This window comes from Halonotius sp. F2-221B, from assembly GCF_046719765.1.
In the GTDB taxonomy this organism is placed as follows: Archaea; Halobacteriota; Halobacteria; order Halobacteriales; family Haloferacaceae; genus Halonotius.
In genome coordinates this window covers 23,645-37,575 of sequence record NZ_JABEBY010000002.1, presented here as the reverse complement: position 1 = coordinate 37,575, position 13,931 = coordinate 23,645, and the positions used below count along the sequence as shown (strand labels likewise).

The following is a 13,931-nucleotide window of genomic DNA, read 5'->3' as shown; positions in this document are numbered from 1 at the left end:
ACTGTCGCCGGCGAATAAAAGCCAGCGACCCCGCGGTCGATAGGGGAAAGGAGTTTACCCCCAGGGTGGCACCCCACTGTATGACGCTGGAGGATTTTAGCGACGTAACCGACGACACCGGCGGAAGCGAGGCACAATCCGACTCGGTGTCGTCGGCCGACGGCGGGACGACCACAGGCGATCCCGACGGTGACGGCGACGACCGCGAGGGCGACAACCGCAACAGCTTCGAGCGTATCGCCGCCGACGTGGAGGGCGACGACACCGGCATGGGCGCGCTGTCGGTCTCTCAAGGGTTGCGCGTCGCCGAGGACGACGAGGAAACGACGCTGCGGGCGTTCATCACGACCGGCAACCGCGAGGCCGTGCGGATCGGCAAATACCTGCTCGTCCCGTACCCGGACGACGAAACACTGTTCTGTCGGATCACCGGCCTCGAATACGCACAGGAGTTCCACGCCGACGACGCCACCGAGATCCACGCCCGCCGGATGATGCGGCAGTCAACCTTCGAGGAACGCGACTACAAGTTCATGGCCGATCTCGACCCCGTCGCCGTCCTCTACGAGGAGTACGACGATGACGGCGAGATCGAACTCAATCGGCGGATGACCGACCGCGTTCCCAAGCCCGGCGCAATTCTCAAACAGGCGACCGACAGCGAGCAGATCAAAACCGGGCTCAACATCCCCGAAGCGGGCGTCTTCCTCGGCCATCTCTCGGTCGGCGGCGAGAAGGTCGAAACCGCCGCCCAACCCCCAACCATCGACTACCGGCTGACTGACAACTACGAGTCCGGTGACCCGCTCGTCTTCCGGCATACCCTCGTCGCTGGCGGCACCGGTTCCGGGAAAACACACGCCTCAAAGAACATCCTCCGGCAGTATCTCAGCGAAGAACGAGCGTACCCGATGGACGATGGGCGGACGGTTCAGCCCGCGGTTGTCCAGTTCGACCCCCAAGACGAGTACGCCCAGATGCACGATGACAACCCCGAACTGGACGACGGCTTCGCCCGCAAACTGGAGCGGGAGAACGTCGCCTACGGCGGTGTCGACGACACGATCGCGCTCGTCCCCACGGAAGACGGGACGAGCTATCCAGGAGAGGGTCATCGGGCCGAGCAGATCCAGTTTACCGTCCCGTTTTCGATGACCAAAGCGCGGCCGTGGCTCGTCGCCGGCAGCAGTCTCAACGACAACCAGTATTCGGGGCTCCAGACGTTGCTCAATCGGTTCTTCCGACAGTACGGCGAGTCGGGTACCTACAGCCAGTTCAAGAGCTTTCTCGATGACCCGGCCCTGAAGGAGGAACTCGACGAATCCGGCCGCGTCCACGAGGCAACGTTCGATGCGATCAAGCGACGCGTCTTCGGGATGCCTTCGGGGATCTTCGACCAATCAGCAAAGCCGATCACCGAACTCGACCACCAGCTTGTCCGCCCCGGCGGGCTGACCGTGGTGCCGACCTACCACCTCTCATCGAGTCGCGCAAAGGAGCTGTGTGTGCTTGCCGTTTCGGCGTACCTGATCGACAACAAGCTCTCGAATGCGCCCGACAGCGACCGAATCAAGGAGACACCAGTCGTGTTGGGGATGGACGAAGCCCACAACTTCCTCGCGGATGCCGACACCGTCCAAGCTCGCAAGGTCGTCCAGAAATTTACTGAGGCCGCCAAACAGGGTCGCAAGGAGCGGCTTGGCCTCTTTCTTATCACGCAGGATCCACAGGATATCGCCGATCCGGTGTTCAAGCAGCTGAACACGAAGCTGGTGCTCAATCTCGGCGACGAGGATGCGATCAACAGCGTCAACATCCCCGCAAATCTGCAGTCGAAGGTGCCCTACATGGAGAAAGGCCAGTTCGTCGTCTACTCGCCCGACAACTCCGAGCCTGTTGAGCTAATCGGGCTGCCGACTTGTCTGACCCGCCACGACTAACCAACGCTGACGAAGCGGGCGGAGACAGCAGGCTGACCCAGCCCTTTTGCCACCCCGGCGAGAACCCGCAGTATGGAAGTCGGCCTCGTCGCACAGCGGGACAACAGCCGGGCGGTCGGCGTCGCCGAGTCGATCCGAACTGCCCTCGTCGACGAGGGGGTGTCGACACGGCTTGATGCCGCCACCGCCGCCGCGCTGGGTGAGCAGACAGCGACCACCGATACGGCCACCGATGCAGCATCCGGCAGCGACGTGGGTGCCTTCGAGAGCTGTGATCTGGTCGTCAGCATCGGCGGCGACGGTACCTTTCTGTTTGCCGCACGGGCCGCCGGCGGCACGCCGATGTTGGGCGTCAACCTCGGCGAGGTCGGATTTTTAAACGCCGTGAGCCCGGAGAACGCGGTCGACGCCGTTCGGGAGGCCGTCGACGCGATCGAAGCGGGCGACCACGAAATCAGGGAAGCCCCGCGGCTCACCGCCCGGTGTGAGGGGTTCGAGAGCGTCCCCGCGGTCAACGAGATCGTCGTCACCGGGCCACGGCGCGGCCCCGGCGGCGGCGCGACGTTCCGGGTGACGATCGATGGCTCGGAGTACACACAGAGCCACGCCGACGGGGTGATGATCGCCACCCCGACCGGGAGTACGGCCTACAATCTCAGCGAGGACGGGCCGATCGTCCACCCCTCGATCGGCGCGCTGATCGTCAACGAGATGTGTGGCGTCGACGGGATGCCGCCGCTGATTGTCGGCGGCGACTGCGAGGTGACGGTGGCTGTCGACGATGCCGACCATGCGGTCGTTGTCAGCGATGGGCGACGCCCGCATGAGATCGAGACGCCGGCAGAGATTACCGTCTCACGCGCCGAAACGCCGGTGCGACTCGTCGGGCCGGTGGCTGATTTCTTTGCGGCACTCGACAAACTCTCCTAGGGTCACATTCGGGTCGTCGGCAACGAGTGTTTTTTGTCAGTAATCGCCGAGCACACCGAGCCGTCGGGCGCGTCGTGTTGCGTACTGAAAGACGAGATAACCACCAGCGAGGTAGCCACCCGCGACACCGACAAGCAAGCCGACATCAAGCAGGCCAAACTCCCAAAGCCGGACACCGTCGACCATCGCGCGCTGGAGGAGCGCGCTGCCATGGGCCAGCGGCAGGACGCGAGTCCACGGCGCGTCGAAGACAGGGGCCGAAATCAACACGACGAAGCCGAACTGCAGGAGGTTCAGCCAGTTACCGATCCGTTTGTACAGGACAGTGACACCACCGGCTGCGAATCCGAGGCCAAGCACTGAGGTGATCGAGAGGCCGGCGATCACAACGACCGTGAACGGAGAGAGGCTCAGTTGTGTGCCGGTGAGCAGGAGCATGACCGCGAGGATGACCGCACTCGTGAGAAAGGTGCGAACGATCTTTGCGACCCCCTTGAGTAACGCCACGGGCGCAAACCCAAACGGCGTCGTGATATGCCGTTCAAGCGTGCCCCACTGCACCTCGCTGCCGAGGTCGTTCGATACCGACGAGTACGCCCCAACAGACAGTGTCCACAGAAAGTAACCGACGATGATCCCCTCGATCGAGTCGGTCAGCGCGCGACCGGTCAACGCGCGGCCGCCGTAAAACAGAACGCCGAAAAAGAACAGCGCAACGACAATCCCGCCGATCGCGTTGGCTGGATAGCGGACAAAGATCAGATATTCGCGGTACAACACGGCTTTTGCGAGATGGGAGTAGGTGGCTGGCTTTGGCTCCGAATCGTGGGCGGTGGGGGCAGACGATACAGTGGCACCGCTGGCTGATACGGCTGGATCAGCGGTTGTGTCAGCCGTTGTGGTATCGGAGTCGTCAGTCACGACGACCCACTCCGCTGTTCAGCCTGCTCAGGTGCCAGTCCGGTCAACTCGACGAACACATCTTCCAGTTCCGGCTGGAGTGTCTGGATATTCTCGATAGTTACATCGTCGGCACGGAGCGTCTCCATAATGGTATAGAGCGTGTCACCCCCAGCAGCGATGTCGACACGAGTGCCAGTGGAGGTCGATTCAACCGCCTGCACATCGAATGTGGATCGAAGTGTTGTGAGGAGTGCTGTACCGATATCCGGGCTGACGATTCGCACCACATTACGGTCGGCTGCCGACAGCAGTGCCGATACCGTGTCGTCGGCGACGATGCGGCCATCGGCCATCATCACCACGCGGTCACAGACCGCCTCGATGACACCCATATCGTGGCTGCTGAGCACGATCGTTAGCCCCTCCTCGCGGGCGAGTCGACGCAATTCGCGGCGAAGCGTCCGCGCACTTTCGATGTCGAGTCCCAATGTTGGCTCGTCAAGAAAAACGAGATCCGCACCGCCAGCGAGAACACTCGCCAGCGACACCTTCTGTTTCATTCCGCGGGATAGCTCCCGAACGGGTGTGTCGGCTTTGTCAGCGAGGTTGAGCCGGTCAAGCAGGCGGTCGTGACGCGTGGCAACCGAGTCTGGATCGACACCGTGAATGGTCGCAAAGTACCGCAGATTTTCGCGGACGGTAAGCCGCCAGTAGTCGTTGCGTGCACCCTCCAACATCGCGTCGACATTCGCGTACGCTGCTCGGTGGCTGTCGGCGACATCACTACCGAAGATGCGAACTGATCCAGCGTCGGGCAGCACGATCCCGAGTGCGCATTTGATCAGCGTCGTTTTGCCCGCCCCGTTTGGGCCGAGCAGCCCAACGACAGTGCCGGGTTCGACGGTGAAACTCACATCGTCGACCGCCACCACCGCGTTCTCGCCGTCGCCGAACTGCTTCGAGAGGCTCTCGATGGCGAGTGCCGGAGCGGTCGCGGAGTCGGTGGTCGCCGCCTCGGCTGCCGGTGTCACCGTATCGCGGTGCTCGTCAGGTGCCGCAGTCCGTCCCATTACCACCGATAGGGGTTGCAGGCGGATATATCCGCTTCCGGCTGGCAAAGCGTGGTCGACACCGACCGGAACGTTGATAGCCTGAATCGGATCAATACCTCATGTTCGCTCCTTCAGCCGGTAGTTCTATGGGTATGAAAAAAGTATGAATAGACATGAGTGAACACAAACGGAAGATCGGCGAGCGGGGACAGATCACGATTCCAAAAGAATTGCGTGAACGTCACGGACTCAAAAGTGGTGAAGAGATAGCGATCATAGAAGCAGACGATGAGATCGTCCTAAAACCACCAACCGATGAAGAGCGGCTTGCTGAAGGCTACCGGAAGTACGCTGATCGCTCGCGCGCACTTGCCGAGGAGATGGAAGATGCTTCCACAGAAGCAACTGAACGACTTGGTGATGCACCAGAATGGACGGAGCAAGAATAGGTGAGAGAATATGAAACTCCGTCGCGGTGATATCGTTACGGTTCGACTGAATCCAACAGAAGGAAGCGAACAGCAAGGAACAAACAGACCATGTGTGGTGATTCAAAACGATGTCGGAAACGAGCACTCACCAACGACAATCGTTGCCCCATTTACCACACAATACGATCCAAATGATATATATCCGTTTGAGGTTGAACTGTTAGCTTCCGAAACACCGCTAGATGCTGACTCCGTCGCTGATCTAAGCCAAATTAGAGTTGTTGACATCGAGGCACGGGTTCAACAGCGACTCGGAGCAGTTCCCACAGAAGAGTTGAGAAAAATCAACGTAGCGATCAAAGAAAGTCTTGGACTGTACTGAGGCTGTGGTCAAAACGACAGGACGCGTTCGTTATTTACCCCACTGCTCGACGCGTTTGGGTCGGCTGGCGATCGACTGGACGTCGATCGGTTCGTCGCTGGCCTGAAGGGCTTCGATCGCGGCTCTCGCGCTGGCCGGCGTCGAGAAGTAAGTGATCTCCTCCTCGACGGCAACCTCCAACAGATCGCGGTCACGGGAGACAATGATATCGAGCTCGCCGGCGCGGGCGGCATCGATCAGATCGACGGCGTCGCTGAACTCGAAGAACTCACCGAATCTCTCGGCCAACTCCTCGCCGGCGTCGGTGTCGGGATCGGGGAAGACCTCATCCGAGAGGTCGAGGGCGATTGTCCCGGATTTCGGGATCGCCTTGCCCGTTGCATCCTGGGCTTTGTCGTAGGCCTTGCCGAAGGTGTCGGCACTGCCCATGACCTCGCCGGTGGATTTCATCTCCGGGCCGAGGCGTGGATCGGAGCCATCGAGGCGATCGAACGGCAGCACAACCTCCTTGACGCTGGTCTGTTCGGGGATCTGCTCGTCGACATCGAGCTCGTCCAGCGAGCGACCGGTCATCACTTGTGCCGCGAGCTTGGCGATCGGAACGCCGGTCGCCTTCGAGACGAACGGGACAGTGCGGGAGGAGCGTGGGTTGGCTTCGAGAACGAAGACCTCGCCGTCGCGGACGGCGAGCTGAACGTTGAGCAGGCCGACCGTATCGAGGGCGGCCGCGATATCCTCGGTTACCTCGCGGACGCGGGCGAGGGTCTCCTCGGACAGCGAGCGCGGCGGGATCATACACGCCGAGTCGCCGGAGTGGACACCCGCGCTCTCGACGTGTTCCATGATACCGCCGATCAGCACGTCCTCGCCGTCGGCAACAGCATCAACGTCGAGTTCGACCGCGTCGCTGAGGAACTCGTCGATGAGGATCGGTTTATCCGGGGAAACGCGAACGGCCTCCTCGATGTAGTGTTCGAGTTCGGCGTCGTCGTGGACAACGCGCATCGCACGGCCGCCGAGCACGTAGCTCGGGCGGACGAGGACGGGATAGCCGATCTCGTGGGCGAGTTCCAGCGCCTCGTTTTCTGAGGTCGCGGTGCCACCCTCCGGCTGGGCGATGCCGAGATCGTCCATGAGCTCGTTGAAGCGGTCACGATCCTCGGCGAGATCCATCGCCTCGACCGTGGTGCCCATGATCTCACAGTCCAGCCCGCGGCGGTCGATTTCGTCCTGGAGGGGTTCGCCGATGTTGACGGAGGTCTGGCCACCGAACTGCACCATCACGCCGTCGGCACCGGTCGCCTCAACCACGTCGGCGACCTCTTCGGCGGAGATCGGATCGAAAAACAGCCCGTCGGAGGTGTCGTAATCCGTTGAGACCGTCTCTGGGTTGTTGTTGACAACGTGGGCCTCGATGTCGAGATCGCGGAGGGCCTGGATGGCATGCACCGAACAGTAGTCGAACTCGACGCCCTGGCCGATCCGAATCGGGCCGCCACCGACGACCACGACGCTTTCGGTCTCCTTGTCGACTTTGAGCTCGCCGGCAGCCTCCTCACCCAGCAGCGGGCCGCTGTGGAACTCCGGCAAGCGTGCGGAGTAGTAGTACGGCGTCTCGGCTTTGAACTCGCCGGCACAGGTATCGACCTGTTTGTAGTTGCGGCCAGGGACTTCCTGCTCGACGGTGTCGACATCGACGCCGCCGTCGGTGAGCTCGGCGATCTCGGTGTTCGTGTAGCCGCTGGTCGCCGCGGGCGTGAAGTCGCCGTCCTGGGCGGCCTGTGCGGCGTCGGCGATGCGTTTGAACCGCTCGACGTACCATTCTTTGATTCCGGTGAGGTCAATGATCTCCTGGACGGAGTAGCCGCGGTCGAAGGCCTCAAACATGGCGTAGGGACGGTCGGGTGAGGGGCGTTCGAGATACTCGGCTTCCAGGGTTTTGCCGTCGACCTCGTTCCAGTTGACAGCCGGGTCGTACTCCGAGGAGCGCAGGGCCTTCATCAGCGACTCCTCGAAGGTTGAGCCGATCGCCATCGCCTCACCGGTCGATTTCATCGCGGTGTCGATCTCGAAGTCCACATCGTCGAACTTGTCGATCGGCCAGCGCGGCACCTTCGTGACAACGTAGTCGATCGCGGGCTCGAAGGCGGCGGTCGTCTCGCCGGTGATCTCGTTGGTAATCTCATGGAGGCGTTTGCCGAGGGCGACCTTCGCGGTCACGCGGGCGATGGGGTAACCGGTTGCCTTCGAGGCGAGCGCCGAGGAACGCGACACGCGGGGGTTGACCTCGACAACGCGGTACTCGCCGCCCGGCGTCCCGTCGTCGCGCCAGGCGTGTTGGATGTTACAGCCGCCTTCGATGCCGAGTTCGCGGATGACCTTCAGCGCGGAATCGCGCATCTCCTGGTGGCCCTTGTCGGGGATGACCTGGGAGGGTGTGACGACCGTTGACTCGCCGGTGTGGATCCCCATCGGATCGATGTTCTCCATGTTGCAGATGATGACCGTCGAGTCGTCGGCATCGCGCATGACCTCGTATTCGAGTTCGACCCAGCCCTCGATGGACTCGGTGACGAGCACCTCGCTGTTCCGCGAGAGGCGCAGGCCCTTGCGGACGCGCTCGACGAGCTCCTCGAAGTCGTCGACGATGCCCGAGCCCGATCCGCCAAGCGTGTAGGTCGTCCGGGCGATTACAGGGAGGCCACCGACCTCCTCTAAGGCGTCCTCGACGCGACCGCGGAAGGCTTCCTCGTCGAAATCGGTGACCGACTCGTCCTCATCAAGGGAGATGGTCGTCGATTTGGCGACCGGCTCGTCGATCTCCTCCATCCGCTGGCGGAACAGATCGCGGTCTTCGGTCGCGTAAATGGTGTCGAGCGGGGTGCCCATGATCTCGACATCGTACTCCTCAAGGACGCCCTCCTCGGCGAGTTCGGCGGTGACGTTGAGCCCGGTCTGGCCGCCCAACCCGGCGATGACGCCGTCAGGGTTTTCCTTGCGGATGATCTCGGCGATGGCTTCGGTGTTGATCGGCTCGATGTAGACCTCGTCGGCCATCTCCGGGTCGGTCATGATCGTCGCCGGGTTGGAGTTGACGAGGACGACGCGCGCGCCCTCCTCCTGGAGTGCCCGGCAGGCTTGCGCGCCGGAGTAGTCGAATTCGGCGGCCTGTCCGATCTGGATCGGCCCGCTGCCGATCAGCAGGATCGTGCGATCCTCCTCGTCTGTCGCTGACTCATCGCTCATTGTGCTCGGGGAATACGCTCATCGTAATAAGGCCGACGAAAGATTGCGAGATCCGCATCTTCGTTTCGAAATTCGAAGGCGTGTGGTACCACAACCCGTGGACAACTCGAGGTTCTCTCGTATCGGGGTTTTTCAGATCAACACGCAACAGGGTTTCGGGAGCGGCAGAAGCGCACAGATAGTGATCAGTACGTTGTTCAGCCTGTTGAGCTCCGGCTGGGATCAAACCGCCGTTATTCTGAAACAAGCGTTTCCGGAGCGAGTCGATCGACGACCCCATCAAAGTCATCGTCGAAGCTCAGCAGGCAATCAATATCGTTGGATTCGACCATGGCCACAGAGAAAGCGTCAGTAAAACTGAACCCGTGGTCGGCGTAGGTTTGCTGGACGGTCACAGCACGGTCGAACAATCTCTGTGAGGAGTACAGGAGTTCAATCGCTGACGGATAGCCGTCACCGCGAATCCGTCGGCCAAGCTCAAGGCCGGCTTCGACATCGCCGGTTCGCATTTGAGTCAACGTGACCGCCTCATCGTAGATATAGTCGCTTGTCATGACCTGGCCGTATTCGGGTGATCGGAGAACTTCGGTCAACGCTTCGGCACCGACCGCATGTCGGCTGGCGTCGGTATCGTGGTGCGCGTAAAAAACGCCGGTGTCGACGAATACGCTCATCCGTATAGAATCTCGTCGATATCGGCTTCATCCGTCTCAACACCTGAGGAGATTTGCCCCTCGTTGAACTGGTCAATAGCAGCCTCGTTCAGAGCTACTTCTCCGTCGCGAAAGGAGTCAATAAACGTGGATCGATCGTCGGTTGCTGACCGAATCAGTTGGGAGAGGATCTCCTGTTGGGTGACCTTTTTTCCTGTTTTGAGCTTGATTTCGGCCTGGAGTGCCTCAAGTTCAGCTTTCGCCTCTTCATCCATCTTAACAGCGGTCGACATACCAGTTAGTTGTAGATGCAACGTAGTTAATGTTTCCACAATATAAGAGAGATGAAATATTGTCTCAGCGCATAGAGATAGCTGCACCACTTCGTCACAGTCTCACAACTGAGTTCCGACCCCAACGCCACCAGCGAGCCGATCGATACCGACAACGACAGCAGCACCAACGACGGCGACAGCAACAAAGAGCCCGATCGATTCGGGTGTCCACGCACGGCCGGCCGCAGTAAGTTCGATCCCAGTTTGGACGACCGGGGCTCGCAACGCACCGACAATGAGACTCACCAGAAAGACGAGTGTTGCCTCACGATAGTTGGTGAGTGCCCACCGAACCGCGTGGGCAACGGTAAACAGGCCGACGACACCGCCGGCCAGAAAGACGGCGATCGTCGGCGCGGTTTCGGTGAGAGTGTCGGTGCCGTTACCGCGAGCCGCGGCAACAAGCCCATCGGTGAACCTGCTGAGCGTCGTCGACATGTAGTCGTACTGCCCGAGCATGAGCAACAGCAGCGACCCAGAGACCCCGGGCAACACCATCGCGGTGACTGCGACCGCGCCGGCGACGAAGATGATCGAGAGCGATGAGCCGAGGGCGGTTGCGGCATACCCCGAGAGAGCGAAGGCGATCCCAACGCCTGCGATGGCGGCGAGTTGCCGACCGCGGGTCGCCAGCGAAACCTCACTGTAGAGGACGGCCGCCGACGCGCCGATCAGGCCGAAAAAGAAGCCGTGGGTGGCGACCGGCGCGAGCTCCAAAAGCAGGCTGACAAGCCGTAACACGGAGACAACGGCGGTGAGGATTCCTCCGCCGAGTGCGGCCAGAAAGAAAGCGTCGAGCTCTCTGAGCGCGGCGACGGCGTTGGAACGACCCTCGGTACGGAGCCCCCCGACGATCTGTCGGAGCCGATCAGGGTCGACAGCGGTGATCGCGGCGATCAGGCGCTCGTAGATGCCGGTGATCAGCGCGATGGTGCCGCCGGAGACGCCCGGGACGGCATCGGCTGCCCCCATCGCAAGCCCGCGGAGATAGACGCCACCGAGGGCTCTGAGTTGAGGCATTCGGTTAGCCGCTGGCCTGGATGGACTGGCCGCCGAGCTGGAGCGGCTGTTCCTCGCTCAGTTCGACATCGACGGCCGTCTCGTCGGCACCGACGACCTGTGCCTCATCGACGCTGGCGGTGCCGGCGTAGAAGCCGCCGTCATCGGCTGTAGCCTGGAGCCGGTAGTCGCCCGTAGCACGAACGCTGACGTTCGTGTAGCCGTTTTCCGGGCCGAACTCGTCGTAGCCGGTCGTCGAGTACGGCACCGTCAGCTCGAAGTTGCCGTTCTCGTCGGCGGTTGCATACTGCGTGTAGGCAAACTGGTTGCCGCTGGCCGGGATCTCGACCGGCACCGTGGCGCGCACCTCACTCCCGGCCGGGGCACCCGAGCCCTCGATGGTCGCCCCAGGCACCTTCTCGAAGGTCTTCACCCACGATGGCGTGTTTCGGAGCAGGGAGCCGGTCGAGGCGTTGGTCTGCTGTTGGAGTCGGCGGTAGCTGCTGAGATAGTTCCGGCTCGGCGTGTCGCTGGCCTTGATGAGGCGATAGTGCTCAAGGGCATCGACACGCTCAGTGGGGTTGTCACCGATGCCGCCGAGCTGTGCGCCGGGGTTCTCTTCGACGTAGGCTTCGGCCTCGGCAAGCGAGCCGAACGTTTGGGCTTCACCCTCAAAGACCCGAACCTGGGTTTCGCCGCCACCCTGGGTCGGAACCGTTTGCTGTTCGGTATCGAGAACGATAGGGGATGGCTCGACCGCGCTGCCGTGATAGGCGTATAGGCGGATCATCTGGCTCTCGTAGTACTGTTGGGTGCGGAGTCTGACCGGCTGGAGCTGCTCGCCGCGTTGCCGGTAGACCACGTCGAGGTAATCGTTGAAACTCACATCATCGTTGAACACCGTCGGCGCGGAGAACTTCGAGTTCGGGTTGGCCATCTGGGAGTCGATCATGACGTACCGCGTTTGGCCGTCCTCGCCCATCTTCTCGTTGAGGGCTGTCTGGGCGGCCGTTTCATTCGGGGCAAGCAGGAAATTGGCAGCCTGTCTTGCACCATCCTGGAACGGGTTGGCGTTCGGGATGCGTTCACCATGGACGGTGATCCAGTGGCCGTAGTCCCACCACGATTGGACGCCATACGCTCCGTCTGGATAGTCAAAGTTGCCGTCGGCGGGTCGTTCGTAGGTTCCGGTTGGATCCATCGGCTCGGCGTCAGGATCCTCGAGTGTTCCCGGTGCTGGTGTTTCCTCGTTCATCCACTCTAAGCTGCCACCCCAGATTTCGACTGCACCAGGACGGTTGCTGTCGGCACTGCCGGTGTCCCATGCCGCAACCGTTGGGAACGCGAAGGGTGCGAGGACGAGGAAGATGATCGTAACACCAACGATAACCTGCCAGCCTTCAAGTGATTCTGCGGACTCCCGTACTGAGCCGGCAGTCGACCGAATATCAAGGAGGTCGGCTGCTTGGGCCATAAAGATCGCGTTGAAGACGGCAACGACGGCGGCGAGATAGTAGTTGAACCGGATCTGGGTGAACGCCGCCGAGACGATGAACGCACCCCAGACAATGATGTAGAGTTCAGTCGCGTCGTAGCGGTGGCGGAGGGTGGCACCGACGATCAGCCCGGTGCTGATGAGCAATCCAAGCACCTGCCAACTCGTCCCGAAGACGCCGGCGATCTGGTCGACAACGGGTGAGCCGAGATAGATCAAGCCGACTGTTGTGAGGGCGGCGGCGACGTAGCCTGTGTCGCGGGTGTTGTCGCTTTTGATTAGCGGGCGAGCGAGTATGACCAGGGCGGCGGCGATCGCGGTGAACAGTGCAAGTCGATACTCGCTGTAGATGAACTCGAAGGGCGGGTTATCTGCGAGTGGTGGGGATGCTTCGCCGATCGTCCGTGCACCAGCCGTTGCACTGAACCCAACGCGGGCAAGGAGACTGCCAGTGAGGTCTCGCACGAAGGTTGAAAAGGCAACTACTGATACAAGAATCAACGACCCGACGACGACAGGATACCAACTACGATCAAGTTCTCTGTTTTCCCATTGTCGAGCAAGATAGGCGAGGAAAACTGCACCGAGTCCAACACCGAGCGGAAGAATTACTTGAAGCAGTGTATGTTTAGATGCGGCCCCGATTGTGAAACTCTCCAATGGAACAAACATCAACAGCCCGGTGACGGTCATCGAAACACCAGCAGCGAACACCATCGGTTCTGGCGTCCGATCATGGTACACGTCGGTCGTGATTTTGAGTGCAAAGAAGATCCCGGTAAAGCCAACTAAGAGAATTCCAGGTGGCCACGCCCACATGTAGAGTGCTGCCGCAACACCGGCACCGATGGAGTAAAGAAGTGGTCGACGAAGCGCGTCGAGATCGCGGTCAACAATAAGTTCCCAAACCGGCTGTGATTGTTGGGCGACGGCGATCGCCGTCACGAAGCCAAGCACACCGAGCGTCTGGAAGAAGACCTCGGCCGCGCTGTGGTCGTAGAAGCCGACCAAGCTGTATCGAAGCACCGTCCCAGGAAGGAGTGCGAAGACGCCGATACCGACGAGTGCCGGCCAGCGGCCAGCGAATCTGGCCGCGATGAGGTACGCGGGGATGACAGTCGCAGTAAGGAACACCGGCGCGGCAACAAGCATGATCAACCCGGCGTACTCGGTTGAGGGATCACCGAAGCTGGTGAGTAGGATGAATCCGGAAACGATCTGATCGTACAGCGTCCCGAACTGATCGACGCTCTTTCCGGTCGGATAGTTCGTCATCGGATCGAACGGCATCGTCGTCGGGAAGTGTTCAAGCAAATAGTTCGTCTGCCGGAAGTGATACCACGGATCGTTGCCGCGGAACGTCACGCCACCATCGGTTTGGAAGTTTTCCAGTGCGCGGAGCCGGACGGCCAGCATGAACGCGATAACGGCCGTCAACACCGGAATGTGATACACTTGTTTCAATACATCAGCGGGGGAGTCTGCCTGCTTCACTCCCTGGATGTATTCAAGCACGGCATCTTTCATTAGTTTGCCACAGTCTCAATCAGTCAATAAGGCTTGTG

Annotated in this window: 11 protein-coding genes; 4 read left to right on the top strand and 7 right to left on the bottom strand. The window is 61.0% G+C overall.

Annotated features, from left to right (window positions below; genetic code table 11):
• Nucleotides 1-80: 80 nt before the first annotated feature.
• Together HKK80_RS01375 and HKK80_RS01370 are read left to right on the top strand one after the other, a co-directional pair.
• Nucleotides 81-1,940, top strand: coding sequence for an ATP-binding protein (locus HKK80_RS01375; protein ID WP_411797821.1), 1,860 nt, complete (start codon nucleotides 81-83; stop codon nucleotides 1,938-1,940).
• A gap of 72 nt (nucleotides 1,941-2,012) precedes the next feature.
• Entirely contained in the window at nucleotides 2,013-2,870 is an 858-nt protein-coding gene (locus HKK80_RS01370) for an NAD(+)/NADH kinase (protein ID WP_411797820.1), read from the top strand.
• A gap of 36 nt (nucleotides 2,871-2,906) precedes the next feature.
• On the opposite strand, the gene HKK80_RS01365 is transcribed toward HKK80_RS01370, so the two are convergent.
• Nucleotides 2,907-3,791: an ABC transporter permease gene (locus HKK80_RS01365; protein ID WP_411797819.1), complete on the bottom strand. Its 885-nt coding sequence runs from the start codon at nucleotides 3,789-3,791 to the stop codon at nucleotides 2,907-2,909.
• Complete coding sequence (locus HKK80_RS01360) at nucleotides 3,788-4,843, bottom strand: ABC transporter ATP-binding protein (protein ID WP_411797818.1); 1,056 nt, start codon at nucleotides 4,841-4,843, stop codon at nucleotides 3,788-3,790. Before HKK80_RS01360 ends, HKK80_RS01365 begins: the two co-directional genes overlap by 4 nt.
• A 155-nt stretch (nucleotides 4,844-4,998) precedes the next feature.
• Between HKK80_RS01360 and HKK80_RS01355 the strand changes: the two genes are divergently transcribed.
• Together HKK80_RS01355 and HKK80_RS01350 are read left to right on the top strand one after the other, a co-directional pair.
• Complete coding sequence (locus HKK80_RS01355) at nucleotides 4,999-5,274, top strand: AbrB/MazE/SpoVT family DNA-binding domain-containing protein (RefSeq protein WP_411797817.1); 276 nt, start codon at nucleotides 4,999-5,001, stop codon at nucleotides 5,272-5,274.
• A gap of 10 nt (nucleotides 5,275-5,284) precedes the next feature.
• Entirely contained in the window at nucleotides 5,285-5,638 is a 354-nt protein-coding gene (locus HKK80_RS01350) for a type II toxin-antitoxin system PemK/MazF family toxin (protein ID WP_411797816.1), read from the top strand.
• A gap of 30 nt (nucleotides 5,639-5,668) precedes the next feature.
• On the opposite strand, the gene carB is transcribed toward HKK80_RS01350, so the two are convergent.
• From carB to HKK80_RS01325, 5 genes are all read right to left on the bottom strand, one after another.
• Complete coding sequence (carB, locus tag HKK80_RS01345) at nucleotides 5,669-8,884, bottom strand: carbamoyl-phosphate synthase large subunit (protein ID WP_411797815.1); 3,216 nt, start codon at nucleotides 8,882-8,884, stop codon at nucleotides 5,669-5,671.
• Between the two features lie 233 nt (nucleotides 8,885-9,117).
• Entirely contained in the window at nucleotides 9,118-9,558 is a 441-nt protein-coding gene (locus HKK80_RS01340; RefSeq protein WP_411797814.1) for a type II toxin-antitoxin system VapC family toxin, read from the bottom strand.
• Complete coding sequence (locus HKK80_RS01335; protein WP_411797813.1) at nucleotides 9,555-9,830, bottom strand: hypothetical protein; 276 nt, start codon at nucleotides 9,828-9,830, stop codon at nucleotides 9,555-9,557. The genes HKK80_RS01340 and HKK80_RS01335 overlap by 4 nt, the downstream gene beginning before the upstream one ends.
• Nucleotides 9,831-9,932: 102 nt before the next feature.
• Nucleotides 9,933-10,892: a DUF368 domain-containing protein gene (locus HKK80_RS01330; protein ID WP_411797812.1), complete on the bottom strand. Its 960-nt coding sequence runs from the start codon at nucleotides 10,890-10,892 to the stop codon at nucleotides 9,933-9,935.
• Between the two features lie 4 nt (nucleotides 10,893-10,896).
• Entirely contained in the window at nucleotides 10,897-13,893 is a 2,997-nt protein-coding gene (locus tag HKK80_RS01325) for an oligosaccharyl transferase, archaeosortase A system-associated (RefSeq protein ID WP_411797811.1), read from the bottom strand.
• Nucleotides 13,894-13,931 lie beyond the last annotated feature (38 nt).

Bases quoted from the DNA above. Each gene is read 5' to 3' on its own strand.
- HKK80_RS01375 (WP_411797821.1), top strand. From the start codon at position 81: ATGACGCTGGAGGATTTTAGCGACGTAACCGACGACACCGGCGGAAGC.
- HKK80_RS01370 (WP_411797820.1), top strand. From the start codon at position 2,013: ATGGAAGTCGGCCTCGTCGCACAGCGGGACAACAGCCGGGCGGTCGGC.
- HKK80_RS01360 (WP_411797818.1), bottom strand. From the start codon at position 4,843: ATGGGACGGACTGCGGCACCTGACGAGCACCGCGATACGGTGACACCG.
- HKK80_RS01355 (WP_411797817.1), top strand. From the start codon at position 4,999: ATGAGTGAACACAAACGGAAGATCGGCGAGCGGGGACAGATCACGATT.
- HKK80_RS01350 (WP_411797816.1), top strand. From the start codon at position 5,285: ATGAAACTCCGTCGCGGTGATATCGTTACGGTTCGACTGAATCCAACA.
- carB (WP_411797815.1), bottom strand. From the start codon at position 8,884: ATGAGCGATGAGTCAGCGACAGACGAGGAGGATCGCACGATCCTGCTG.
- HKK80_RS01340 (WP_411797814.1), bottom strand. From the start codon at position 9,558: ATGAGCGTATTCGTCGACACCGGCGTTTTTTACGCGCACCACGATACC.
- HKK80_RS01335 (WP_411797813.1), bottom strand. From the start codon at position 9,830: ATGTCGACCGCTGTTAAGATGGATGAAGAGGCGAAAGCTGAACTTGAG.
- HKK80_RS01330 (WP_411797812.1), bottom strand. From the start codon at position 10,892: ATGCCTCAACTCAGAGCCCTCGGTGGCGTCTATCTCCGCGGGCTTGCG.
- HKK80_RS01325 (WP_411797811.1), bottom strand. From the start codon at position 13,893: ATGAAAGATGCCGTGCTTGAATACATCCAGGGAGTGAAGCAGGCAGAC.